Annotated in this window: 21 protein-coding genes; 10 read left to right on the top strand and 11 right to left on the bottom strand. The window is 59.9% G+C overall.

What is annotated here, in order from left to right; translation table 11 throughout:
- Positions 1-2: 2 nt before the first annotated feature.
- The 6 genes from DK871_RS08600 to DK871_RS08575 all read left to right on the top strand — a co-directional run bounded on the left by DK871_RS08600 (position 3) and on the right by DK871_RS08575 (position 6,396).
- Positions 3-629 (top strand): DUF1120 domain-containing protein, encoded by a 627-nt coding sequence (locus DK871_RS08600; protein ID WP_161904686.1) that lies wholly within the window; start codon positions 3-5, stop codon positions 627-629.
- A 3-nt stretch (positions 630-632) separates the two neighbouring features.
- Positions 633-1,283 (top strand): DUF1120 domain-containing protein, encoded by a 651-nt coding sequence (locus DK871_RS08595; protein WP_161904685.1) that lies wholly within the window; start codon positions 633-635, stop codon positions 1,281-1,283.
- Between the two features lie 32 nt (positions 1,284-1,315).
- Positions 1,316-2,020 carry a fimbria/pilus chaperone family protein gene (locus tag DK871_RS08590; RefSeq protein WP_161904684.1) on the top strand — a complete coding sequence of 235 codons (705 nt, stop codon included), beginning with the start codon at positions 1,316-1,318 and terminating at the stop codon, positions 2,018-2,020.
- 119 nt (positions 2,021-2,139) lie between these two features.
- Complete coding sequence (locus DK871_RS08585) at positions 2,140-4,575, top strand: fimbria/pilus outer membrane usher protein (RefSeq protein WP_178116033.1); 2,436 nt, start codon at positions 2,140-2,142, stop codon at positions 4,573-4,575.
- Positions 4,576-4,586: 11 nt separating this feature from the next.
- Complete coding sequence (locus DK871_RS08580; RefSeq protein WP_178116032.1) at positions 4,587-5,726, top strand: DUF1120 domain-containing protein; 1,140 nt, start codon at positions 4,587-4,589, stop codon at positions 5,724-5,726.
- 25 nt (positions 5,727-5,751) lie between these two features.
- The gene (locus DK871_RS08575; protein WP_161904683.1) at positions 5,752-6,396 is read left to right on the top strand and encodes a DUF1120 domain-containing protein; all 645 of its coding nucleotides are present in this window, start codon (positions 5,752-5,754) and stop codon (positions 6,394-6,396) included.
- On the opposite strand, the gene DK871_RS08570 is transcribed toward DK871_RS08575, so the two are convergent.
- A complete protein-coding gene (locus DK871_RS08570) occupies positions 6,393-7,658 on the bottom strand; it encodes a CynX/NimT family MFS transporter (RefSeq protein WP_161904682.1) in 1,266 nt (421 codons plus the stop codon). The two genes, DK871_RS08575 and DK871_RS08570, sit on opposite strands and share 4 nt — an antisense overlap.
- Positions 7,648-8,307, bottom strand: a complete 660-nt coding sequence (locus tag DK871_RS08565) for a FadR/GntR family transcriptional regulator (protein WP_161904681.1) — start codon at positions 8,305-8,307, stop codon at positions 7,648-7,650. The genes DK871_RS08570 and DK871_RS08565 overlap by 11 nt, the downstream gene beginning before the upstream one ends.
- 159 nt (positions 8,308-8,466) lie before the next feature.
- Here DK871_RS08565 and DK871_RS08560 point away from each other — a divergent pair, with 159 nt between their 5' ends.
- Together DK871_RS08560 and DK871_RS08555 are read left to right on the top strand one after the other, a co-directional pair.
- Complete coding sequence (locus DK871_RS08560; RefSeq protein ID WP_161904680.1) at positions 8,467-8,778, top strand: type II toxin-antitoxin system MqsR family toxin; 312 nt, start codon at positions 8,467-8,469, stop codon at positions 8,776-8,778.
- Positions 8,775-9,263, top strand: coding sequence for a type II toxin-antitoxin system MqsA family antitoxin (locus tag DK871_RS08555; RefSeq protein ID WP_161904679.1), 489 nt, complete (start codon positions 8,775-8,777; stop codon positions 9,261-9,263). Before DK871_RS08560 ends, DK871_RS08555 begins: the two co-directional genes overlap by 4 nt.
- A gap of 167 nt (positions 9,264-9,430) precedes the next feature.
- Here DK871_RS08555 and DK871_RS08550 read toward each other — a convergent pair whose 3' ends face one another.
- The 4 genes from DK871_RS08550 to DK871_RS08535 form a co-directional block, all read right to left on the bottom strand.
- Entirely contained in the window at positions 9,431-10,195 is a 765-nt protein-coding gene (locus DK871_RS08550) for an amino acid ABC transporter ATP-binding protein (protein ID WP_003188759.1), read from the bottom strand.
- Between the two features lie 10 nt (positions 10,196-10,205).
- Positions 10,206-11,303 (bottom strand): amino acid ABC transporter permease, encoded by a 1,098-nt coding sequence (locus tag DK871_RS08545; protein WP_161904678.1) that lies wholly within the window; start codon positions 11,301-11,303, stop codon positions 10,206-10,208.
- Between the two features lie 10 nt (positions 11,304-11,313).
- Positions 11,314-12,495 (bottom strand): amino acid ABC transporter permease, encoded by a 1,182-nt coding sequence (locus tag DK871_RS08540; RefSeq protein ID WP_161904677.1) that lies wholly within the window; start codon positions 12,493-12,495, stop codon positions 11,314-11,316.
- Positions 12,496-12,567: 72 nt separating this feature from the next.
- Entirely contained in the window at positions 12,568-13,599 is a 1,032-nt protein-coding gene (locus DK871_RS08535; RefSeq protein WP_057701502.1) for an amino acid ABC transporter substrate-binding protein, read from the bottom strand.
- A gap of 346 nt (positions 13,600-13,945) precedes the next feature.
- On the opposite strand from DK871_RS08535, the gene DK871_RS08530 reads away from it, so the two are divergent.
- Both DK871_RS08530 and rhlB read left to right on the top strand, forming a co-directional pair.
- The gene (locus tag DK871_RS08530) at positions 13,946-14,602 is read left to right on the top strand and encodes an alpha/beta hydrolase (protein WP_161904676.1); all 657 of its coding nucleotides are present in this window, start codon (positions 13,946-13,948) and stop codon (positions 14,600-14,602) included.
- A 95-nt stretch (positions 14,603-14,697) separates the two neighbouring features.
- Complete coding sequence (gene rhlB / locus DK871_RS08525; RefSeq protein WP_161904675.1) at positions 14,698-16,164, top strand: ATP-dependent RNA helicase RhlB; 1,467 nt, start codon at positions 14,698-14,700, stop codon at positions 16,162-16,164.
- 60 nt (positions 16,165-16,224) lie between these two features.
- Here rhlB and DK871_RS08520 read toward each other — a convergent pair whose 3' ends face one another.
- From DK871_RS08520 to moaC, 5 genes are all read right to left on the bottom strand, one after another.
- Complete coding sequence (locus DK871_RS08520) at positions 16,225-20,973, bottom strand: RHS repeat domain-containing protein (protein ID WP_161904674.1); 4,749 nt, start codon at positions 20,971-20,973, stop codon at positions 16,225-16,227.
- A gap of 45 nt (positions 20,974-21,018) precedes the next feature.
- Entirely contained in the window at positions 21,019-23,040 is a 2,022-nt protein-coding gene (locus DK871_RS08515) for a hypothetical protein (RefSeq protein ID WP_161904673.1), read from the bottom strand.
- Between the two features lie 131 nt (positions 23,041-23,171).
- Positions 23,172-23,624 carry a molybdopterin synthase catalytic subunit MoaE gene (gene moaE / locus DK871_RS08510; RefSeq protein WP_161904672.1) on the bottom strand — a complete coding sequence of 151 codons (453 nt, stop codon included), beginning with the start codon at positions 23,622-23,624 and terminating at the stop codon, positions 23,172-23,174.
- A gap of 2 nt (positions 23,625-23,626) precedes the next feature.
- Positions 23,627-23,869, bottom strand: a complete 243-nt coding sequence (moaD, locus tag DK871_RS08505; protein ID WP_161904671.1) for a molybdopterin converting factor subunit 1 — start codon at positions 23,867-23,869, stop codon at positions 23,627-23,629.
- Positions 23,866-24,339 carry a cyclic pyranopterin monophosphate synthase MoaC gene (gene moaC / locus DK871_RS08500; RefSeq protein ID WP_003188747.1) on the bottom strand — a complete coding sequence of 158 codons (474 nt, stop codon included), beginning with the start codon at positions 24,337-24,339 and terminating at the stop codon, positions 23,866-23,868. The genes moaD and moaC overlap by 4 nt, the downstream gene beginning before the upstream one ends.
- Positions 24,340-24,456: the final 117 nt, after the last annotated feature.

Here is a 24,456-nt window from a genome sequence, read left to right as displayed (position 1 = left end):
CGATGAAAACCCGATTGACCACCCTGGCCGCCAGCGTACTGCTGCTCAACTCGGCCACCACCTTCGCCGCGTCCAGCGTAGACCTGGCCGTCAAGGGCCTGATCGTGCCCAGTGCCTGTACGCCGAGCCTGTCCGCCGGGGGCGTGATCGACCACGGCAAGATTTCCGCCAAAGATCTGAAACCGGACAACCCGACAAGCATCGGCAACCATACCCTGGTCCTGGACGTCAATTGTGACGCGCCGATCCAGTTTGCCCTGCACTCGATCGATAACCGTGCATCCTCAAGTGTCTCTACCTCTTCGAGTTACGGCCTGGGCTTTATCAACGACACCCAGAAACTCGGTGGATACCAGATCGGGTTTGCTAATCCACTTGCCGAGGATGGCGTAGTGGTGCAACCCATTGCTTCGCTTGACCAAGGGAATACTTGGTACAAAGAGAATTCCTGGGATCCGAACCTGTACATGGCGGTTGCCGCAATGGATGACGACAGCCAGCCACTGGCGGTCAAAGACCTGCGGGTAGATCTGCAGGTGAATACCTTCATCATGGGCACTGCGGGCCTGGACCTCAGCAATGAGGTAACCATCGACGGCTCCGCCACCCTTGAAGTGAAGTACCTGTAACCCATGGCAGCCCATCCCTTGAACGCCGGCAGGCATGGGCTGCGCCTGGCGTGGCCCGTGCTTTGCCTGGCCGCGATGGCCAGTGCCCACGGGGCGTCGGCCGTCGACCTCAGGGTCACCGGCCGAATTACCCCGGACGCCTGCCATATCGAGCTGGGCCATGAAGGCAACGTCGATCACGGCAAGATTCCTGCCCACAGCCTCAACGCCGACGAGTTCACCGTGCTGCCTGTCAAGGTGCTCGATCTGCGTGTGCAATGCGCCAGGCCCATGCTGTTTGCGCTGGTCGGTATCGATAACCGCGCCGACTCCTCGTCGGCACCCGATTATTTCTACGGCTTGGGCAGGAACATCCACGTCCCCGAAGAGCGCCTGGGTTCTGTGGCGTTGGCCTATCGCAACGCGGTAGGCGATGCGCAGGCCATGCAGGTCATGGCTTCCAGCGACAACGGTGAAACCTGGTCACAGGAGCCCAATGCCTACCCACGGGCCTACATGGCCTTTGCGCCAGTCGGGGACCGCCAACCGGACTTCATCGGCCAGTTGACCGTCCAGGTTCAGGTGAGCACCGCCATCAACTTTTCCCAGTACCTGACCCTGGACCAGGAAGTCCCACTCGACGGCGCCATCGTCCTGGACCTGCGCTACCTCTGACCGATCCCTTTTTTGGCTAATGGAAACCCGTCATGACGACGATATTCTCAAACACCGCTGTCGGCCTCATTGCCTTGCTCTTGGTACTCGGCGAGCGCGTAAAAGCCGATGGCATGGTCCCGGACACCTCCGTGGTGATCGTGCATGAAGCCGAAGGCGAAGCGTCCGTGTCGGTGACCAACACCGACAGCCAGCTCGCCCTGCTGCATGTCACCCTGCAGGATATTCCGGAAGACACCGAGCCGCTGTTGGTAGTGACCCCGCCACTGTCGCGGGTCGAAACGTCCAAATCCCAACTGGTGCGTTTCATCCTGCAAAACCAGAAGCCGTTACTCACCCAACGGCTTAAACGCGCAGTGTTCGAAGGCATGCCCCAGGGCCGCGCCGCCACGGCCGCCGGGCATGCCCGCGTGGGCGTGACCGTGCGCCAGAACCTGCCGGTGATCGTGCACCCCAAGGGCCTGGCACCCAACCGCACGCCCTGGACCGACCTGACCTGGACACTGCGCGACGGCCAGTTGCAAGTGCGCAACGACACGCCGTATGTGGTGCGTCTGGCGCAGGAGCTGTTACTGCTGCCAGGCGACGGCAAGGCCCTGCTGCCGCGTACGTATGTGCTGCCCGGCGAAGCCTTGAGCGTGCCGGCCAGCAGCAGCCAGGCCAAGACGGTCAGGCTGCAGCCGGCCACGGTGTACGGGTTTGCGGTCAAGGCTTACGACGCACCGATCAGCTTCTGACGGAACACCCCAGGCGGCGTACCACCCTGCGCCGCCTGAGTAATGAAGTGACGGCTTATTGATCGTCACCAGAACGCCCGGCCCACAAGGCCTGTGCGTTCACTACTCGAGTACCTTGCGTGAAAACAGTATTGAGTTACCGTGACGGCGAAGCCGTGCCCGATCCCCTTGCCAGCCCTGCCCTGGCGCTGGTGTTGCTGCTGTGCGCGCTCATACCGGCCAAGGTGTGCGCCGAAGATTCCAGCCCGTCCGGCTTCGATGCACAGACCTTGCAACAACGCGGCATTGACCCACAGCTGGCCAGCCTGTTGCTGGCCGCACCGCGTTACGCGGCCGGGCAGCAGACCGTCAACCTGCGCGTCAACGGCCAGCGCCGTGGCCGGCTGGCGGTGAACTTCGATCAGCAAGGCAATCTGTGCTTTGACCGCGCCTTGCTGGACGCCGCCAATCTGATGCCGCCCGCTGAAGTCCAGGGCTGCGATGATTTTCTTGCGCGCTACCCGCAAACCCTGGTGGAGCCAGACCCGGCGACACTGACGGTGTCGCTGGTGGTGCCCACCGACGCCCTGCGCCCCGTGCAGCAGGATATCTCCGGCTACGAAACCGGCGGGTTTGCCGGCCTGCTTAACTACGACCTCAGCGGCTTTTACAACCGCTTCGGCGATGACGCCAGCCGCTTTGGTTCGGCCAATACCGAGGTGGGGTTCAATGCCGGCGACTGGATCGTGCGCAGCCGCCAGGTGCAGACCTGGCAGGATGGCCTGTCACGCAGCACCCATCTGGAAGCCTATGCCCAACGCACCTTCGCCAGTCAGCAAGCGGTGCTGCAGGCCGGGCAAATCAACCTGTACAACCCGGTGCTGTCCGGCGCGCAGATCACCGGCGTGCAGGTGCTCACCGAGCACGCCCTACAAGAACAGGGCCAGGGCGCGCTGATCCAGGGTATCGCCAACAGCCCGGCCCAGGTGGAGGTACGCCAGAACGGCGCGTTGATTCATTCCACCGTGGTGCCTGCCGGGCCCTTTACCCTCACCGATGTGCGGCGCTTGAACACGCGCTCGGACGTTGAAGTCACGGTCAAGGAGAGCGTCGGCGGTGAGCGACGTTTTACCGTGCCTGCGGCCATGCTCGGGCTCGGGTTGCCAGCCCCGGGTTACTCCGTGGCAGCGGGCCGAGTGCGTAATGTGGGCGATGCCAAAGGCGAGGATCCGTGGGTAGTCAGTGGCGGCTGGACCGGTGCCCTGCACCCGCAATTGACCCTCGGCACGGGCGTGCTGGCGGCCAGTCAATACCGTTCGGTGGGCGCCAGCCTGGGCTGGTTGCCGTGGCTGGACAGCCAGATCCAACTGTCCACGCAAGTGTCCAACAGCCAGGCGCGGGAAAAGGTCTCCGGCGTGCAGACCGATCTGTCCTGGTCCCAGCGCCTGGGTGAGCAGTGGTCGATCAGCGCCGCCAATTCCTGGCGCAGCATCGGCTATCGCGAACTCGAAGAAAGCACTTACGCGCGCGACGACAACAACCGGGATTCGCGCTACCGCGACCAGCAAAGCCTCAACTTGGGCTGGTCCCATCCACGCCTGGGTGCGTTCAGCGCCGGGGTTTCGCGCTCGGCCAATTTTGCCGGCGACAGCAGCAGCCGTGCGCTGGCCTCGTGGGGCACGAGCATCGGGGCAGTGTCGTTGTCGGCCAGTGCCGAGTGGCAAATGGGCGGCCGCCAGCAGCAGGACAACGCGGTGTACCTGAATATCAGCGTACCGCTGGGCGAGAGTCGCCGGCTGCGCAGCTGGGTGCGCAACTCCGGTGGCGAGAACCGCACCGGCCTGGGCATCACGGAACAAATCGACGACCAACTCAGCTACCGCGTCAGCGCCGAGCACGACAGCAGCGACCATCAAGTGGAAACCACCCTGGGCATCTCCGCGCTGCCACGCTACAGCCAGCTGGATGTCAGTTACAGCCGCTCCGACGCGGAGCGTTCCAGCTATCAAGGCGGTGCGCGCGGCGGTGTGGTGCTGCATGGCGACGGCGTGACCTTTTCCCCCTATCCGGTGCGCGACACCTTCGCGCTGGTGTCGGTGGGCGACATGAGCGGCATCAAGCTCAGCACTCCCAGCGGCCCGGTGTGGACCGACTGGCAAGGCCAGGCCGTGGTACCGCAAGTCGCCGCCTACGGGCGCAGCCCGGTGGAAGTGCAAACGCGCTCATTGCCGCGCAACGCCGATATCAACAACGGCCTGGCCATGATTACGGCCGGCCGTGGCGCCGTGGACCGCGTCGAGTTTGGTGTCGGCCTGACCCGTCGCCTGCTGCTCACCGTCAGCACCGACCAGGGCGCGCCGCTGCCGGCGGGCGCCTCGGTCAGCAGTGACGAGGGCGAGTTCATCACCCTGGTGCAGGAAGGCAGCCAGGTGTTTCTACCCAATGTGCTGGGCCAATCGACGCTGTGGATAACTACGCCCCAGGGCAGTCGTTGCCAATTGCGTTATTCGCTGCCGGAAAAAGCCGACCACTCGGTGTACTTCGAAACCGCCCCCGCACGCTGTCACGCACCTTGAGGATTCCCGCCATGCCCCTTGCAAGCTGTTTGCGTCAACTGTGCCTGGGGCTGTTGATCGGCGCCGCCGGCACAGCCCAGGCTTTTGAAGAATGCCAACTGAACGTCAGTGAACCCTTGCTGGATTTGGGCCTGATGAGCCGCCTGGCCCAGAACGACAGCGCACCGCAACACCTGCTCGGCGAGCGTCGACTGAGTGTGACCGTCAGTTGCCCCCAGGCCGAAGACCTCAGCCTGTTCTACCGTGCGCAAGCCGCCAGCCCGCAGCGCTGGCAGTTTACCGAGCACGGCAGCTATGCCATTGACGTCAGTAATGCCCTGCTCGACGGCCGCGCGGTCGAGTTGGGTTCGCTGCCCGCCGTGGGGCAGGCGCCCGTCGCCACTGGCAGCGTCCTGCAATGGCGACCCGACCACGGCATCGCACCGGTCGAGCAGGGCACGGTGCTCAGCGGTAAAACCCTGGCACTGCAAATGACCCTGCGTGCCTGGGCCGACCCTGCCGCCACCCAAGTGCGCGATGCCACCACCTGGGAAGTCTCCGGCATGCTGTACGGCGCCCACCATGGGCGCTACCGGGAACTGACACTGCGCGCGCACTTCGCGCCCATCGCCTGCCTGCCGAGCTTGTCCGACCAAGGCGTGGTGGACTACGGCACCCTGTACGCCAAAGACCTCAACGCCAGCACTGAAACACCGCTGCCCACCCGCACACTGCACCTGAGCGTGACCTGCGACGCGCCCATCCGCTTCGCCCTGCGCATGAAGGACAACCGCGACGGCTCGGCCACCGGCGGCACCGATGAAACCGCCTATGGCCTGGACCTGGATGCCAGCCGCAACAAGATCGGGCGCTTTTACCTGACCATCGACCCGGCTGAATTCAGCGCCGATGCCTTCCCCAGCTTGTACCGCACCGACTCCACCAGCAATGGCGTGGCGTGGAGCAGTTCCACCGCCCGGCAAGTCCCCATGGCCGCCAACAGCATCATGGGCTTTACCGACAAAACCGGCGTCACCACCGGGCCGGTCGCTCTGCAGACCCTGACCGGCACCCTGCGCATCAAGACTTACCTGGCGCCGATGCAAACCCTGGACCTGCGAGACGTGGTGCGTATCAACGGTTCCGGCACGCTCGAAATCGTCTACCCCTGAGCCCTCAATACAAGGAGTCCACCCCATGAAAAGCCGCATCCTTTCCAGCCTGTTGCTACTGGCCTGCGCCCCCTCGGCGCTGGCCGCCTCGACGGTAGACCTGAGCGTCCACGGCCTGATCGTCCCCGCCGCCTGCTTGCCGCAGCTTTCCAGCGGAGGCCTGATCGACTACGGCAAGATCGCCCAACAAGATTTGAACCAAGAGACGGCCACGCGCCTGCCCGTCAAGACGTTGAATGTCGGCATCGTCTGCAATGGCCCCGTCCGATACGCCTTGCGCATGCGCGACAACCGTGACGGTTCGGCCATGGTCAATAGCGAGATTTACTACGGGCTGGGGTTCGATGCCAGCGGCAACCGTCTGGGGGTCTACTCGATGACCTTCGACCCACGGCAACTCCAGGCCAGCAACATCGCGCAGGTCTATGGTACCGAGTCCACCACGGGTGGCCTGGCGTGGCGCACGTCCAACCTGAACCCTATCGATATCGGCTCCAGAAGCTACCTGGGCTTTACCGCCGTGGAGGGCAGTGTCAGCGGGCCTACGGCCATTGGCATACTGGGGGGCAATGTGACGGTGCAGACCGTGATCAATGCCCGCCAGAACCTGGACCTGAGCGTGGAAACTGCGCTCGATGGCTCGGCCACGCTGGAAGTGGTGTATCTCTAGACCTTCTCGCTGGTGACCTGCACATAGCGCGCACGCCCGGCGCCCAGGCCGGCCACGATGGCACCCAGGCCGATCACCGCGAAGATCCAGCCAATGGCCGTCCAGCCGCCAGTCCAGTCATGCACCAGTCCCACCGCGAACGGCCCCATGGACGCCAGGGTGTAACCAATGCCCTGGGCCATGCTCGACAGGTTGGCCGCCACATGGGAATCGCGCGAGCGCAACACGATCAGGGTCAGCGCCAGGCTGAAGGTACCGCCCTGCCCCAGGCCCAGCACAATCGCCCAGCCCCACAGGCCCTCCAACGGTGCATACAGGCAACCGAACAGCCCGCCGAGGGTCAGCAGCATCACCACCACAATGGCCAGGCGCTGATCCTTGCCCCGCGTCGCCAGCCACGGTGCGGCCAGGGAGCTGAGCAGTTGCACGATGATCGAGCCCGACAGCGCCAACCCGGCTTCGGTCGCACTCAGTCCGCGGCCGATCAGGATCGACGGCAACCAGCCGAACACGATGTAGGCCAGGGACGATTGCAGGCCCATGTACAGGGTGACCTGCCAGGCCAGGGGATCGCGCAGCAAACCCTTCACACGATAGGCCACACGATGGGCGCCGTGCTTCTGCCCTATCTGGGGTAACCAGACCAGGGCCGCCACCAGGGCCGGCAGGATCCAGAAGCCCAGGCCGATTTTCCAACTGTCGCCAAAGGCGTGGCTCAGTGGCACGGAGGCACCGGCCGCCATGGCGGCGCCCAAGCACAACGCCATGGTGTAGACACCGGTCATGGCCCCGGCTTGCCTGGCAAAATCGCGCTTGACGATACCCGGCAGCAACACGCCGATGATGCCAATGCTCGCCCCGGCAACCAGGCTACCGAGGAACAACCCCACCTCACCGAACGAACTGCGCAGGATGATCCCGGCGGCCAGGGTCAACAGGATGCCGAGCACCACGCGCTCGGCACCGAAACGCCGTGCCAGCATCGGCGCGGTGGGTGCAAACAGGCCCAGGCACAGCACCGGCAAGGTGGTCAGTAAACCGGCCTGGGCGGCGGACAAGCCCAAACTGCTCGACACCTCTGCCAGCAACGGCGACAGGCTCGACAAGGCTGGGCGAAGGTTCAAGGCCACCAGGACCAGGCCCAGCAACAGCAGCCATGGCCGAACCACGCTCGGCGGCGCCTGCTGCACGCTGTCGTCGTCGGCTTCGGCGTCGATCAACAGTTCTTCGAGTTCGGTCTTGCGTGGGGCTTCAGGGTTCATTGATCAACTGCCGGCAGAGGGATTTGGCGCGGTCCGGGTCTTGTTGTTCCACCGCATCGAGCAGCGCTCCATGCAGGTCGAACACCGCCTGGCGTCGCGGTGAGCGCTTCAGGGTCTGGCGCAGTTGCGCGCCGACAATAGCGGAGAAGTAGTGGTACAGCTCGCTCAAGGCCGGGTTGTGCGCCGCATCCACCACGTGCTGGTGGAACACCAGGTCGGCGCTGATATAGGCCTCCAGGTCACCGTGATAACGCTCGGCGCTGAGAGCGAGCGCCTTGCGCAATGCCTCAAGGTCCGCTTCGGTACGCCGCAATGCCGCCAGGCCGATGGCCTCCACTTCCAGAATCTGGCGCGTCTCCTGCGCCTGCTCCAGCGTGCAGTGGGACAACGCCCGCATTGTGCCCAGTGGGTCGGTCATCGAACGCAAATAGCTACCGTCGCCCTGGCGGACTTCGATCAAACCCGAGAAGGCCAATACCCGCATGGCTTCACGCACGGTGTTCCGGCTGATCCCCAGCTCGGCGGACAACTCGGGCTCGGTGGGCAGGCGCTCGCCGATGGCCCATACGCCCTGGGAGATGCGCAGGCGCAGTTGCTCCAGGGCCTGGTCAACCAGGGAGCGTTTGATCAGCGGGGCGATGTCTGTCATGGGATTTGCGCTTTCGTCCAATCATAGGATGAATTTTCCTACAGGCTATTCGGAGTTGCCTACAAAGGCAACGCACTAGGGTTCTTAGACAGGAAAAGGAGCAGTATTTTCGATTGGTAAAATTACCCTTAGAGGGTAATTATTGGACCCAGGTGTCTTATGGAAAAGTACACACCTCATTACGATTTGGCCTTGATCAAGGCGCAAGTCATCCGGCTGGGCAACAGAGCCTTTACGGCAAGTGCACGGGAGAGCGCTCGACAACTTGAATTGAGCATCGGCCAGATGCGGTTGGCGGTCTGCGCCCTTGAAAAGCGAATGTTGTACAAATCAATGACAACCTATGCAGACCATCGGGTATGGCAGGACGTCTATCTGATCAAGATGTACGGTACGGAGATTTACATCAAGGTGACTTACCGCACAGGCGGCGAAGCTCCCGTAATCTCCTTCAAGGAGAAAACCTTATGAAAACCCAACAATGCGTGAATTGCGGAACCCATGATGGAATGCAGCATTTCGAAGGTCGCACCTTCTCCATCAACACGCGCGGCATGATCCGAGAGATTCCAAACATCGCAGGCTGGGAATGCCAGGTCTGTAAGGAAATCGAATTCGATCATGACGATGACAGCGCAGAGCGTTATTCCGATGCCTGTGATCAATTATTGATTGATGGCAGAAAAATCATCGCTGCCGAAATGAAGCGAATCCGTCGCAAGCTGCATCTCACTCAGAAGGAGGCGGTGAAGCTCTTGACTGTCCGCGGGCAAAATTCATTTTCTCGCTATGAAAGGGCTGAAATTTTCCCCCCTGAACCATTGTTTACACTGATGCGCTTACTGGATAAGCATCCGCATCTGCTGGCCGAGATTGAAGCGCTCAATGTCGGCGAAGACCTCAATCGCCTGCTCATTGCAAAAGATCAGCAACAACTTGCGGCCCAAGCCTCCTGAACCATGCCGTGTAGGAGCGAGCTTGCTCGCGAAAAACGTCAACGAGAACGCGTGTTTCCTGATTGAACGCGGCGCCTGTGAGTTTCTCGCGAGCAAGCCCGCTCCTACAAAAATCCTTGACTGAACGGCATTAGGCTACCAGGCCGGGTTTATTTTTTAACGCTCCATCAATGCAGTATCTGGCTCAAGAACAACCGGGTCCGCTCATTCTGCGGGTTATCAAAGAAGTCATTCGGCGCCGCCTGCTCAACGATCTCGCCCTTGTCCATGAAGATCACGCGGTTGGCCACGGTGCGGGCAAAGCCCATTTCGTGGGTCACGCACAACATGGTCATGCCGTCTTCGGCCAGGCCGATCATGGTGTCCAGTACCTCTTTGACCATCTCCGGGTCCAGCGCCGACGTCGGCTCATCGAACAGCATGATTTTGGGTTTCATGCACAGCGCGCGAGCGATTGCCACGCGCTGTTGCTGGCCACCTGAAAGCTGCCCCGGAAACTTGTGGGCCTGCTCCGGAATGCGCACACGCTCCAGGTAATGCATGGCGATTTCCTCGGCCTTGCGCTTGGGCATCTTGCGCACCCACATCGGCGCCAGCGTGCAGTTTTGCAGGATGGTCAAATGCGGGAACAGGTTGAAGTGCTGGAACACCATGCCGACTTCACGGCGGATCGCTTCGATCTGCTTGAGGTCGTTAGTCAGCTCCACGCCATCGACCACGATGCGGCCTTGCTGGTGCTCTTCCAGACGGTTGAGGCAGCGGATGGTGGTGGATTTGCCCGAGCCCGACGGGCCGCACAGCACGATGCGCTCGCCCTGCTTGACGTTGAGGTTGATGTCTTTCAACACGTGGAACTGGCCGTACCACTTGTTGACGCCCTGCATCTGGATAATGCCTTCAGGGCTCACAGGCTGTTTGATTGCTTCGCTCATCAAAAAACTCCTAACGCTTGTGGCCAGTGTCGAGCTTGCGTTCCAGATGCATGGAATAGCGCGACATACCAAAACAGAAAATCCAGAACACCAGGGCGGCGAACACGTAGCCTTCAGTGGCCATGCCCAACCATTTGGGGTCGGCGGCGGCTTGCTTGACGCTGTTGAGCAGGTCGAACAGGCCGATAATGATCACAAGGCTGGTGTCCTTGAACAGGGCGATGAAGGTGTTGACGATCCCAGGGATCACCAACTTCAAGGCCTGCGGCAAAATCACCAGGCCCATGCTGCGCCAGTAGCCCAGGCCCATCGCCGCAGCGGCTTCGTATTGCCCCTTGGGAATCGCCTGCAAACCACCGCGCACCACTTCGGCCACATAGGCCGACTGGAACAGGATCACACCGATCAGCGCCCGCAGCAGCTTGTCGAAGTTCATGCCCTCGGGCAGGAACAGCGGCAGCATCACCGACGACATGAACAGCACGGTGATCAACGGCACGCCGCGCCAGAACTCGATGAAGGTCACGCAGACCACCCGAATGGCCGGCATGTTCGAACGCCGTCCCAGCGCCAGCACAATGCCCAGCGGCAAGGCACCGGCGATGCCGACAGTGGCGATCACCAGGGTCAGCATCAGGCCGCCCCATTGGCTGGTCGCCACATTGCTCAGGCCGAACACGCCGCCGTGCAGCAAGCAATAGGCGATGATCGGGTACAACACCAGAAAGCCCAGGCCGTAGATCGCCTTGCGTGGGAAACGCGAAATGAACAACGGCGCCACGCCCACTACGGCCAGCCATACCGTCATGTCCACGCGCCAGCGCAGGTCGACGGGGTAATAGCCATACATGAACTGTCCGAAGCGCTGTTGGATAAACACCCAGCAGGCGCCCTCCTTGGTGCAGTCGGCGCGGGTGGTGCCCACCCAGTTGGCATCGAGGATGGCCCAGTGCAGGATCGGTGGCACCACCAGGTACACCAGGTAGATCGCCAGCAAGGTCAGCAGTGTATTGAGCCAGCTCGAGAACAAGTTGGCGCGCATCCAGGCCACCGGCCCGAAGACTTTGCTCGGCGGTGGCATGTCAGGTTTGAACGTATGCGTAGTCATGGGGGTGTCCTCACCGCTCGATCAGCGCAATGCGCTTGTTGTACCAGTTCATCAGCAGGGAAATGCTGATGCTGATCGCCAAGTACACGCTCATGGTGATGGCAATGACTTCAATGGCCTGGCCGGTCTGGTTGAGCACCGTGCCGGCAAACAGCGAAACCATTTCCGGGTAGCCAATACCGGCAGCCAACGACGAGTTTTTCGCCAGGTTCAGGTATTGGCTGGTCAGCGGCGGAATGATCACGCGCAACGCTTGCGGGATGATGACCTTGCGCAGCGTCGGCCCTGGGCGCAGGCCCAGCGAACGTGCCGCTTCGGTCTGGCCATGGCTGACGGACTTGATGCCCGAGCGCACGATCTCGGCAATGAACGCCGCGGTGTACACCGTCAACGCCAAGGTCAACGCCAGCAGTTCCGGGATCAGCACCCAGCCGCCGACGAAGTTGAAGCCAGCAAGCCTGGGCATTTCCCAATGCAGCGGCGTGCCGAAGATCAACACGCACAGCGTCGGGATCACCACCAGCAGCGCCAGGCCCGCCCAGAATTTATGGAAAGGAACCCCAGTCGCTTCAAAGCGCTTGTTGGCCCAGCGAGTCATCAGCACGATGGCAACGATAGCAACCACCAGGCTGGCGACAAACGGCCAGAACCCATCGGCCGCCAGCGCAGCAGGCATGTTCAGGCCACGACTGCTGACAAAGAAGGTGTCACCGAAGTTATGGCTGTTGCGCGGCCCTGGCATGGTCAGGAACACCGCGAAGTACCAGAACAGGATTTGCAGCAGCGGCGGAATGTTGCGAAATACCTCCACGTACACCGTCGCCAGCTTGTTGATCATCCAGTTGGGCGACAAGCGCGCCACGCCGATGATGAAGCCGAGCAGCGTTGCGAGCACCACACCGATGACGGTCACCAGCAAAGTGTTTAGCAAGCCGATCACAAACACCCGGGCATAGCTGTCCGATTCGGTGTAGTCGATCAAGTGCTGCGCGATGCCGAAGCCGGCACTGCGCTCAAGAAAGTCGAAACCCGAGGTGATGCCCCGGTGTTGCAGGTTAGTCTGGGTGTTATGGAACAGGTACCAGCCCAGCGAGACCACCGCCACGATCGTGATGATCTGGAACAGCCACGCACGCACTTTGGGGTCGCTGAAGCTGAGCTTCTGCTTGGGTGCGCCGATTTGATTTTGCATGAAGTGCCCCGAAAATAATGGAACAGAACATCACCCGGCAGTTGGCCTACCGGGTGACAGAACCATCAGCGATCAGCGCACAGGGGGTGCGTATTGAATGCCGCCGTTGTTCCACAGGGCGTTCAGGCCACGGTCGATTTCCAATGGCGTGCTCTTGCCCAGGTTGCGCTCGAACATCTCGCCGTAGTTACCCACTTGCTTGACGATCTGTACTACCCAGTCCTTCTTCACTTTCAGGTCTTTGCCGTACTCGCCGTCGGCACCGAGCAGACGCGCAACGTCTGGGTTCTTGGTGGCCTTGGCTTCAGCTTCGACGTTTTTGGAGGTCACACCGGCCTCTTCCGCGTTGAGCATGGCGTAGCCCACCCAGCGCACGATGGCCAGCCACTCGTCGTCGCCATTACGCACGACCGGGCCCAGGGGCTCCTTGGAAATGGTTTCTGGCAGCACCACGTAGTCTTTCGGCGAAGCCAGCTTGCTGCGCTGGGCGAACAGCTGGGATTTGTCGGAGGTCAGTACGTCGCAACGCCCGGACTCCAGCGACTTGGCGCTTTCATCGGAGGTGTCGAAGGTGATCGGGGTGTATTTGAGGTTGTTGGCGCGGAAGTAGTCGGAAACGTTCAGCTCGGTGGTGGTACCGGCCTGGATGCAGATGGTTGCACCGTCCAGTTCCTTGGCGCTCTTGACGCCCAGCTTGTTGTTCACCAGAAAACCGATGCCGTCGTAGTAGGTAATGAAGCCCGGGAATTTCAGGCCCATGCCCGCGTCGCGGGAACTGGTCATGGTGGTGTTGCGCGACAGGATGTCGACTTCGCCTGACTGAAGCGCGGTGAAACGCTCCTTGGCGTTCAACTGGCTGAACTTGACCTTGGTGGCATCGCCAAACACGGCAGCCGCCACAGCTCGGCAATAGTCAGCGTCGATCCCGAGGATCTTGCCGCTGGCATCCGGCACCGAGAAACCCGGCAGGCCGTCACTCACACCGCACTGCACAAAGCCTTTTTTCTGCACGGCGTCCAGGGTGGCGCCCGCCTGGGCAAAACCACTGACACCCAGTACAGCCGCCGCAGTGACGATGGCCAGGGTGGATTTCAATACCTTCATTACAAACCTCCAATTGCTCTTGTTGTGTCGGAGCTCCAACCTCAGCGCACCCTTATGAGGCGATATCGACCCGTGTTGGTTTTTTTTGGGGCCAAGCAGCATGAGGTTTTTGCGGTAATTCCAGTTGCTTTCCCACGAGCGGCACTCACTGATAGTGTTACCGTCCTAGGAGAGTTCTGACATCGAGATACACATAGCAAGGCGCGTACCAGAGTCTTGGCCGAGTGGCTGCAACTGCGGTTCAATGGCAAAAGATTCAGCCTTGCGACATTCTCTTAACAGATCAACCTGTCGCGCACCGTTCCGACGCACCTAATCGGAGCGCCCGCACATCTATGGAGCAAACATGACCGAACCCTTGATTCTTCAGCCTGCCAAGCTCGCAGACGCCTGCGTTATCTGGCTGCATGGCCTGGGCGCCGATCGCTACGACTTCTTGCCGGTGGCCGAAGCGCTGCAGGAAACCTTGCTGAGCACCCGCTTTGTTTTGCCCCAGGCCCCCACGCGTCCGGTGACGATTAATGGCGGCTACGAGATGCCGAGCTGGTATGACATCAAGGCCATGAGCCCGGCCCGGTCGATCAGCCTGGAAGAACTGGAAGAGTCGGCCCGGATGGTCACCGATTTGATCAAGGAGCAAAAAAGCAGCGGAATAGACGCCTCGCGGATTTTCCTCGCCGGTTTTTCCCAGGGCGGCGCAGTGGTTTTCCACACCGCGTTTACCAAATGGCAGGGAGCCTTGGGTGGCGTGATCGCCCTCTCCACGTATGCGCCGACCTTCAGCGACGAGCTGGAATTGTCCGCCAGCCAGCAACGCATCCCCACGCTCTGCCTGCACGGCCAGTACGATGACGTGGTGCAGAACGCCATGGGCCGCAGCGCCTACGAGCACCTGAAGGACCGTGGTGTCACCGTGACATGGCAGGAATACCCAATGGGCCACGAAGTGTTACCCCAAGAGATACACGATATCGGCACCTGGCTGACTGAACGCCTGCGCTGAACCCCGTGTTTATGTAGCCGTATGACAGACGCACTACGCCGCGCCCGATTCTTGCATTACACTGGCCGGCGTACATTCCTTAATCAATTAATGAGATGACCGTGCTCAAAGCACTCAAGAAGATGTTCGGCAAAAGCGAGGCTGAGCCGCTCGCGCCTGTTCCCAGTGCACCTGCCCCCAAGCCCGGCAACCGTAATGACGGTCAACAGCCCGGCCGGAACGCGCCCGCCGCCTCACCGAACAAAACCACGGTGACGCCGCCTGAACAGGTAAAGCCTGCCGAGCCCGCCCCGACGCCTGTGGCCAAGCCCCGTCGCGAACGTGCGCCCAAGCCGCCCGTAGCCCCATGGAAACTCGAAGACTTCGTCGTCGAACCCCAGGAAGGCAAGACCCGCTTCCACGATTTCAAACTGGCCCCGGAACTGATGCACGCCCTCCAGGACCTGGGGTTCCCGTACTGCACGCCGATCCAGGCGCAAGTACTGGGCTTCACCCTCGCGGGCAAAGACGCCATCGGCCGCGCCCAGACCGGCACCGGCAAGACCGCCGCGTTCCTGATCTCGATCATCACCCAACTGCTGCAAACGCCGCCGCCCAAAGAGCGTTACATGGGTGAACCCCGTGCGCTGATCATCGCCCCGACCCGTGAGCTGGTGGTGCAGATCGCCAAGGACGCCGCCGACCTGACCAAGTACACCGGCCTCAACGTCATGACGTTCGTGGGCGGCATGGACTTCGACAAGCAGCTCAAGCACCTTGAAGCCCGCCATTGCGACATCCTCGTCGCCACCCCGGGCCGCCTGCTCGACTTCAACCAGCGCGGCGACGTGCACCTAGACATGGTCGAAGTGATGGTGCTGGACGAAGCCGACCGCATGCTCGACATGGGCTTTATCCCGCAAGTACGCCAGATCATTCGCCAGACCCCGCCGAAAACCGAGCGCCAGACCCTGCTGTTCTCCGCGACCTTCACCGAAGACGTGATGAACCTCGCCAAGCAGTGGACCACAGACCCGTCCATCGTCGAGATCGAAGCACTCAACGTCGCCAGCGAAAACGTCGAGCAGCATATCTACGCCGTCGCCGGTGCCGACAAGTACAAACTGCTCTACAACCTGGTCAACGATAACGGCTGGGAGCGCGTGATGGTGTTCGCCAACCGCAAGGACGAAGTGCGCCGCATCGAAGAACGCCTGGTGCGCGACGGCGTCAACGCCGCGCAACTGTCGGGCGACGTGCCGCAGCACAAGCGCATCAAGACCCTGGAAGGCTTCCGTGAAGGCAAGATCCGCGTGCTGGTAGCCACCGACGTGGCCGGTCGTGGTATTCACATCGACGGCATCAGCCACGTGATCAACTTCACCCTGCCGGAAGTGCCGGACGACTACGTACACCGCATCGGCCGTACCGGGCGTGCGGGGGCTGCGGGTGTGTCGATCAGCTTTGCGGGGGAAGATGACTCGTACCAGTTGCCGTCGATCGAGGCGTTGCTGGGGCGCAAGATCAGCTGTGAAACGCCGCCGACGCATTTGTTGCGGGCGGTGGAGCGCAAGCGGCCTTAAGCAGCCCATGCCAGTCAGCGCGCCTGACTGGCATTTTTCAGCCTCGGCACACATTCCTGATCAATCACTGCGGCCCGAGTCACTCAGCACAGACTGACGAATACGCATTGCCTCCCGTCGAAACGCTTCATAGAACTGAAAGCTGCTTCCCGGCATGCCCATGAGCCCCAGGTTCATGGGTTGCGGCTGTGGTTGCTGCTGTAAGTGTGACTGCTCGTCATCGGCCTGCGGCGCAGCTTGTACGCTTTCGACTCGGGCAGCCAGGCCCCGGCCGAAGTTGGTCCATCTGAGCACCGAGCGGGTACCGCCGAATACTTTACTGGCAGTAGTGACCCCTGTCTTGGCTGTGAACGCGTAGGACAGCCCTGTCGCGTTCTTACCTGCCGCAACGAGCCCGATCCCAGCGGGGCTGGAGAAAAAGCCGGTGGTCTTTTCAGAGGCCTTGAGCGCCGCGACTTTAAAGGCATTAATCCCCGTTGTGGCAGAAAGGCCTAAGCTGGCCGCCACCCCCACCGTGGAAAACGCGAAAGATGCCCACCCCAGATTCTTGATGTGCTGCGAACGATCCCAGCCCATCTGCTTGTCAACCGCTTCGATACTCAGCCCTGTAATACCCAGCGTGCCGCCTATGCTGCTAGCTGAAGTAGCGACCACTGCCAGCACCTTGCCCGCCATCACCAACCCTGTGATTGTTTTTGAGGCGAGCGCCACCGCCAGCCCGGTTGCGGCAAAATTGAACGCCGCCAATGACAGGGCCAGCGCAACTCCCGTGAGCACCCAAGACAGCCATTTTGGAAAAAGCCCACTAGGGTCGATGAGATTGATCGGGTTACCGGCACAGTAGGCGTAGCTGTTGATCCCACCCTCGTCAAAAGGCGCCAACGGATCAGCCGAGAGAAACACCATCAAGCGCGGGTCGTATGTACGCTTCTCCAAAGGGTACAGACCGACCGCGGCATCCAGCCGCTCGCCGTTAAACGCTGGCAACTGCAGGTCTGCCATCGAACGCACATTACCGTCCTGCGCCACAACGTTGCCCTCGCCATAAGGGGCGTAATGGCGCTGCACAGGCGCCTGCCCCGGTGCCACTACGCCGCGCACGGTTCCAGCCCCATCATTGAGATGCAGTTGCAGCCCTTCGACGCCACCGGTGCGCGCCTGTACTTGGCCCGCCGCGTTGACATAACGCAGCGTTCTACTGCCCTCCACCAGCGTATCCAGGCGATCCCCCGCATAGGCCATGACCACCGGCGTTTCGTTACCACGCATCGCCACCACTTGGCGAGACTCGGCATCGTACTGGTAGCTGCACTGCAGCGAGCCTGCTTGCACATGGGTCAACTGGTCGAAGCCGTTATACGTGTAGCTTCGCCCCGCCGGCGCCCCGGTCAAATTACCCGCCGCATCATAGGTCAAGGCATCATCCTGGAGCGGGTTGGAGTGGGTCACACGGGTCAGGCGAGTGGGGTCGGCGTCGGTGAAAAACCGTTCGCTGATGTCCTGCGTGCCGTCGGCGAAAGAGGTCACGACGCGGGTGATGTTATCCAGGCTGTCGAAACTGAATTGTTGCCCTGTGATGTTCCGTGCCAGGGAATCCTGGGGGTACTCACGCCCCTCGCAACGATAAGTCGTGAGTCGCAAGAAGGCATCATAGGTAAACGTCTCGCCAATCACCAATTGCGCGGCTGCATCACGCACAGAACGGCTGGCCAACAAGCTATTGGGGTGATAGGTGCAGCTCATCACTTGCAGCAATGCACCGTTTTGCTCAAAGCGCCGCTGCGCCTCCCGCCCCAAAGCGTCGTAGCTCACCCGCGTGATCACCTCGGTACCCACATGGCGAGTGGTCAGCACCTCAGGCCGTGCAAACGCGTCATAACTCTGTTCAACGACCACCGTCCCGGCCGTCATCTTGCAAAACCGGCCCTGGGTGTCATATTCAAACTCGCTACGCTGCCCATCATCGGCCGTGCGATGCAACATACGCCCACCGATTGAATGACCATACTGTGTGGTCAGTGGTACGCCGAGAACCGTCTGTACCTCTTTTTCCAGGTAACCGTTCACATCATGGAATAACTCATGTTTGAACGTGCCACTCTCTGAACAGGTCGGTTGAGCGCTGATCGGATCATGCCGATACTGCCTGTCCGGATGCCCCGCCATTTGGACCGTGCTCGGCGTGCCCAACTCCTTGTCGTAGGCCCATTGCTGGCGATGCCCGGCACCCGAAACAACGGCGACAGGTTCAGTCCAATCCGTCTCATAGAGCCAAGTGGTAGCGGGCGCCGTTCCTCTGGATTGGGCAGTCAAGCGGCCCAGGCTGTCGTAGGTGCGCGACCCCACCTGCTTGCCATCGATGCTGATTGAATTCACCAGTGGCTCGCTGACGCCAGGCGCGTAGGTCATTGTGCGCTGCCGTGCCGGGCTGCCATCCGATGGCGTTTGGACGGTGGTCACCACGCGGTCGAACAGGTCATAGGTGTAATCGGTGCGATGCTTGTCCACGTCCACGCGTGACAAGCAGTGCCCCAAGCCGTCATAAGTGCGTGACTCCACTTCGGTGACCTGCCCGAGGGCATCCACCCGGTTCACCCGAAACGGCTGATGATGAGCGTTCAGATAAGCCTCCAGCCGCTCGCCACCTTCGACGCCTGTTACATGCAGGTGCAGCCTTGGATCATACTCATCGATTGTCACGCTGCCATCGGCACGGCTTACACGGGAGGCGTTGCCCCACGCGTTATAAGCGTAGCGCGTGGTCAATACCCGCTCGCCATCGGGCAGATAATCAATCTGCGTGCGCTCCACCGTTTGCCCAAGGGCGTCGTAACGCCAGGTGCCGAGGGGCTGCTCCTTTGTTCCGCCCTCCAGCAACAGCGCCTGCGCAACCTGCCGCCCCGCCCCATCGTAATAAGTGATGGTGCTACGGCCTTGCGCATCCGTGGTCACTAGATGGGCGCGTTGCGTAGGCGTTGCATAGCGATAAACAAAACGGCGCCCGGCCTCCTCCGGCTTACCTGGCGAAGCCGTCTGCGCTGTCAACCGCCCCGCGACGTCGTAGGTGCTGACCTGCGTTGCCCCACCGTCCCGGCTCATCGACAGCAGGCGCCGAGTAGTCAACGACACAATGCTCAACGAGTCGAGCCAATGCCCCTCGCGCCCGCGCAAGCGGCGGGTTTGCGACAGGGTGTCAGCACTTTGGGTATAAGCATGTTCGGTGACCAGGGTAAGCCCCTCAAGGGTGCTGGAGTCGGTGCGCAACCGGCCATGCAGGGCCAGGTTGGCAGGCGTGTCGTAGTAGGTTTTTTGCACGCTCGCGCGCCCCACCTGGGTGCTCGACAGCTCCAGCACAAAGTAGCCGCCTGTGGGCGCCGGCAGCGAGGTGCAGGTAACGTCAGTCACGCGCACTGCGGGCGTGCCGCCTGCAGGAATGATTCGCTCCTGCTTCATAAAACGCTGGAATAGCCGATGGGGATCGGCGGGGCACCGACCTTGCTCGCCATCCACCGGGTAATAGTCATATTCGGTTTTAACGCCCGACGCCTCGCTGCGGCTAAGCTCGTTGCCGAACGCATCGGTTTCGATCGTGACCACCTCTTGCCGTGCCGTTCCTCCCGCAACCCGCTCATAGGACTTGACGATGCGCCTTGGCAGTTGGAAGTTGGGCGGCTGATCAGCGAACAACCCAGGCCGCAGGTTGTATTCGATCTGCGTGCTGGCCAGGGTGCCTTCGCGCCGTACAAGCTCCTGGGTCAACAAGTGATATTTGTTGTAGGTCGTGCGGGTAACACTCAGCACAGCATTATTGGCAGCGCTGTCGATGCAGGTCTCTTCCGTCCAGTAGTCATAATCGCTGCCGATCAGGTACAGGTTGTCCTCGCCCTCACGAAAGCCGCCGGAGAAGGGAAAGCCGGTAAAATTGCGCCCTGGGCTGTAACTGTAGGTTCGCGACATTCCGGGCTGAAAGGCGCCAGGGGTCTGGACCCAGCTGGTCACTCGGGGAATGTATTGACCATTGGCATACTGATGACCGTTTTCGGCGTAGTTGATCAGTTCATCGCCGCCCATCGGCGAGCGCACGCGATTGATTGCAATCATGCCGTTGCGAAAGGCGCGCCCATACTCCAATACAAAGCCCGTGGTCGGCGGTAGCTCAAGGCTGTCGTAGGGGGCGCTGAAACCGGTCAGACGCGCATTGGACTGGCTAAAGACAATACGCGCATAACGCCCCCCATCCACCCGTGTGTCCGTCCTCACCAGGCGCCCGTTGGAATACGTCAACAATAACAACGCCTGCTGATCATTATCCAAAATGCGCTCAAGAGAGCCGCCCGACGCGTACTCCCATTTCCAACGTTCACCGTTTTCAAACTGGATGGCATCAATACGATAAGGCATGGTGCTGCCAGTGCGCTTCAACACCTCGATGGTGCCATCCTTGTAAATGACATGAAGCGTCGTGGCGTCCGTTCGCTTGACCACCAGGTCTTCAAGCTTGCGATCCTTGATCAGCAGCGTGCCCCCCACCTCAGGCAGGCTCTGTGTCTTGAATTGTTCCCCGGTAAGCAGTGTGAGGCGTGAACGAGCGCTATCGTACTCGGTGTTGCTGATACGCCAACCGAAGCCATAAACACCCGACGTGTTATTCATCATGGAGAATGACAGCGAGACCGTTCTGCTCACCTCCAGTGGGCCCTGCGGGTATAGGGTAGCCAGTTGGATTCGGCAACCGTATTGGCCGGTGCGCGGGTCTACCTCGCCACCAAAGTAAGAGCCGAAATTAAAGGCTTGAGAGTAAATATCCATATTAAACACCGAGGACCAGTAAAATCATACAAAGTACTTGCGCGTCTATCCATCCACTAACTTAAGACGATCGCCATCATGGTGCTGCTCCAATCTAAACACATGCTCACAGCCAAAATTATCCCAAAGACGCCATTTACTTTCTGAATCAGCAGACTTATCGAAAGGCATCGACACATAAGCCCTAACAGCACGCATTATTGTAGAACGCCGACTAAACCTGACAATTTTTTCACTACCCGATACTGCACCGACAAAAATATCATCAAGCGAAACTACTGGGTCGACAACATCCTTATTCATGACGACTCCACCTTTCCGATAGTACCCAGTACTCCGCCTATAAAAATAAGAGGTTTGAAAGTTCAACCCTTCATTCCTAATTACCAACGGCGCATCAAACCCTCTATTCACCAGAAAGCGCAGCCCATCAGGGGGCGCCCAATAGTACACATCCATATCATAGTACTCATCATGATAGGCACCGTCATCAATGTACTCAGTAAGGTCCCGCACATACAACCGATAAGGCATTACCGGACGAATTGTTACGAACGAATCGAATGGAACATCCCCTTCACGAGAATTAGTTGTATAGATTACGCCGTTGATATTAACAGACGCCATGAACCTATGTTCTTCGATGGGAATATTCGGATCAAAACGCAAATAGCGCTCGATTACCTCTATTCGCCGTTGAGCGTGCCCAACCTCGACCTGTTTATATTGATCCGATATTGTGTTATCAATGCGCGTATTCCACCGACCGGTATCGTAGATATTTTTCTGCTGATCACAATTCCAACCAGAAGGAAGAGGTTCATTACTATTTGGAGAATATCGCGTTACTGTCACGCTCTTGCGCTCTGTATCAGACAACCTGACAGGCATCGAACTACCATCAGGCAGTATCAACTCAACGATGATTTCAATAACAACCTTGCATTGATGACGGCCGTTGGCGTACAGATCGCTCGTGACGACTTCGCCACTGGCCAACATAATCTTAAAGTGAGTTATCTTGAGCTTCCGAGGTATTTCCTTCCCCTTCAATACAAAAAAAGGAATTTCAGGAAGCCCGATGGGGTTATTGACCCTCATCACCGAAAAGGTGTGTTCATTCCCATAGTTATCCAGCAACCGCCACACACTTTCCATATCGCGGTTTTCGGCAGGCAACGTGGATATTAACCTGATCGCACGCATAAGCGTCGGTCTTTCATTAAACCGGACAGGCAGATTAGGCGATGGCGCGGGCAGGCCGTGGTGAATTTCATCCAGATTAAGAGAGGCATCCAGATAATCTTTATTGATAAAGGTCCCAACCCGACTGGGTTTACTGCTGTCCATAGGCGAATGCCAAGTCAGTACGCTCTGAAAGTTCTCTCCCTCACCGGGTAAACCCAGCACTTCATCAAAGCCTAAATTTTTTACAATCGACAAGCCTTGCGGAAGCATCCAATAGTAAACATGTACCGACGTAAAATAAGGGTGACCTAAAGTGCAGGCAAAAAGATCTATATGGTTTTCAAGTTCAGCCGCATCCAGTTCAATGGGACGCACAGGGTGGAGGGTAATAGATGAATCAACACTCTGCGTTTTGGCGCAATCCCAAGTGGTATAAACCACCCCTTCGATCATGACACGCGCCATAAATACCGCCGACCCAATAGGTACGTCCGGATCGCAACGCAGATAGCGCTTGGTACTTTCGCCGGGTGAATGACCACAGGGCTTTGCCTGCTCAATGCGCTGCTCGTGTTCTGGCGCCTTGCCTCGCCAAAGTCCGAGCGTGAATTCGTTTCTTTGCTCGTCGCAGTGCCATCCATGCATGAGTGTCGAAGTGTAGTTTTCTGACCACTCGACAACCGTGACACTGGCGCGCTCTTCATCCGTCAACGGCGCTTGAACCCACTCACCCTTAGCATCGATAACTTCTTTAACAACATCAATAATGACTTCGTATTGATGACGGCCGTTGGCGTAAAGTCCATCCGCCACCCCCGACCAGGCGGCGCGCCGGATGCCGAACCCCGCCAAACGACAGTTGCTAGTATGCGCGACCATGTCCCTTCCCCTTCGATAAGCCCTGTAGACGAGACCATCAGAACTTGCGAGGGGATATGAAACAACTGTCAGATCTGACAGTTTTTTAGATTCATTTTAACTATTAACAACGATTCAGAGCATCGAAAGACTCAGGCTTTCCAGCGCCCAGCCGCCGCATGATCACTGTCACGCCCCTCCACCCAACGTGGCCCGTCAGACGTGTTCTCCTTCTTCCAAAACGGCGCCCGCGTCTTCAAGTAATCCATCACAAACGCACAGGCATCAAACGCCGCCTGCCGGTGCGCACTGGCCGCCCCCACAAACACAATCGGCTCACCCGGTTCCAGGGCGCCAATACGATGCAGCACTTCCAGCTTAAGCAACGGCCAGCGCTGCTCGGCTTCCACGGCGATCTTGGCCAGGGCCTTTTCGGTCATGCCGGGGTAGTGTTCCAGAAACATCCCCGACACCTCGCGCCCGTCATTGAAGTCGCGTACATAGCCGACAAAGCTCACCACCGCGCCCACGCCCACGTTGGCCGCGTGCATGGCGTTGACTTCGGCACCCGGATCAAAGGCCTCGACCTGTACACGAATGGCCATGCTCAGCCTCCGGTCACGGGTGGGAAGAAGGCGACTTCATCGCCTGGTTGCAGCGGTTCTTCGAGTGCGCACAGCTCTTGGTTACGGGCGCACATCAAGCTGGTTTCGTTGAGCACTTCAAAATCCGGCTCACCTGCCAACGCTTGGCGCACGGCATCGACCGTGGCGAAGTCGCCTTCCATCTCCAAAGAATCCAGGCCAATCGCTTCGGCGTAGCGCGCAAAAAACAGCACGTTGATACTCATTGTTCATCCGCCTTGAAATGCCCACTCTTACCGCCCAGCTTTTCCAGCAGGCGAATACTTTCGATGGTCATGCCGCGATCCACCGCCTTGCACATGTCGTAGATCGTCAGCGCGGCGACGCTGGCGGCGGTCAGGGCTTCCATCTCCACGCCGGTCTGTCCGGAGAGCTTGCAGCGCGCCACGATACGAACCGCGTCGGCACCGTCGGCACTCAGCTCGACCTTGACGCCGGTGAGCATCAACGGGTGGCACAGGGGGATCAAGTCACTGGTTTTTTTCGCTGCCTGGATCCCGGCAATGCGGGCCACGGCAAACACGTCGCCCTTGGGGTGGGCGCCGTCGACAATCATTTGCAGGGTGGCGGGCAACATGCGCACCCGCGCTTGGGCCACCGCCTCACGGAACGTCACGGCTTTGTCGGTGACGTCGACCATATGGGCGCGACCTTGGGAATCGAGATGAGTTAGCACAGGGATACTCCTGATCAGGAGCAGCGATTGTAAACCTGTGGGTCAAAATTTGCGCAGGGCTGTTTATCCCATCCTTGTAGAAGCGAGCTTGCTCGCGAAAAACTCACAGACGCCGCG

Source organism: Pseudomonas sp. L13 (assembly GCF_009935965.1).
GTDB lineage: Bacteria > Pseudomonadota > Gammaproteobacteria > Pseudomonadales > Pseudomonadaceae > Aquipseudomonas > Aquipseudomonas lactis.
The sequence above is the reverse complement of the archived record's forward strand: the minus strand, read 5'-3'. Positions and strand labels throughout refer to the sequence as shown.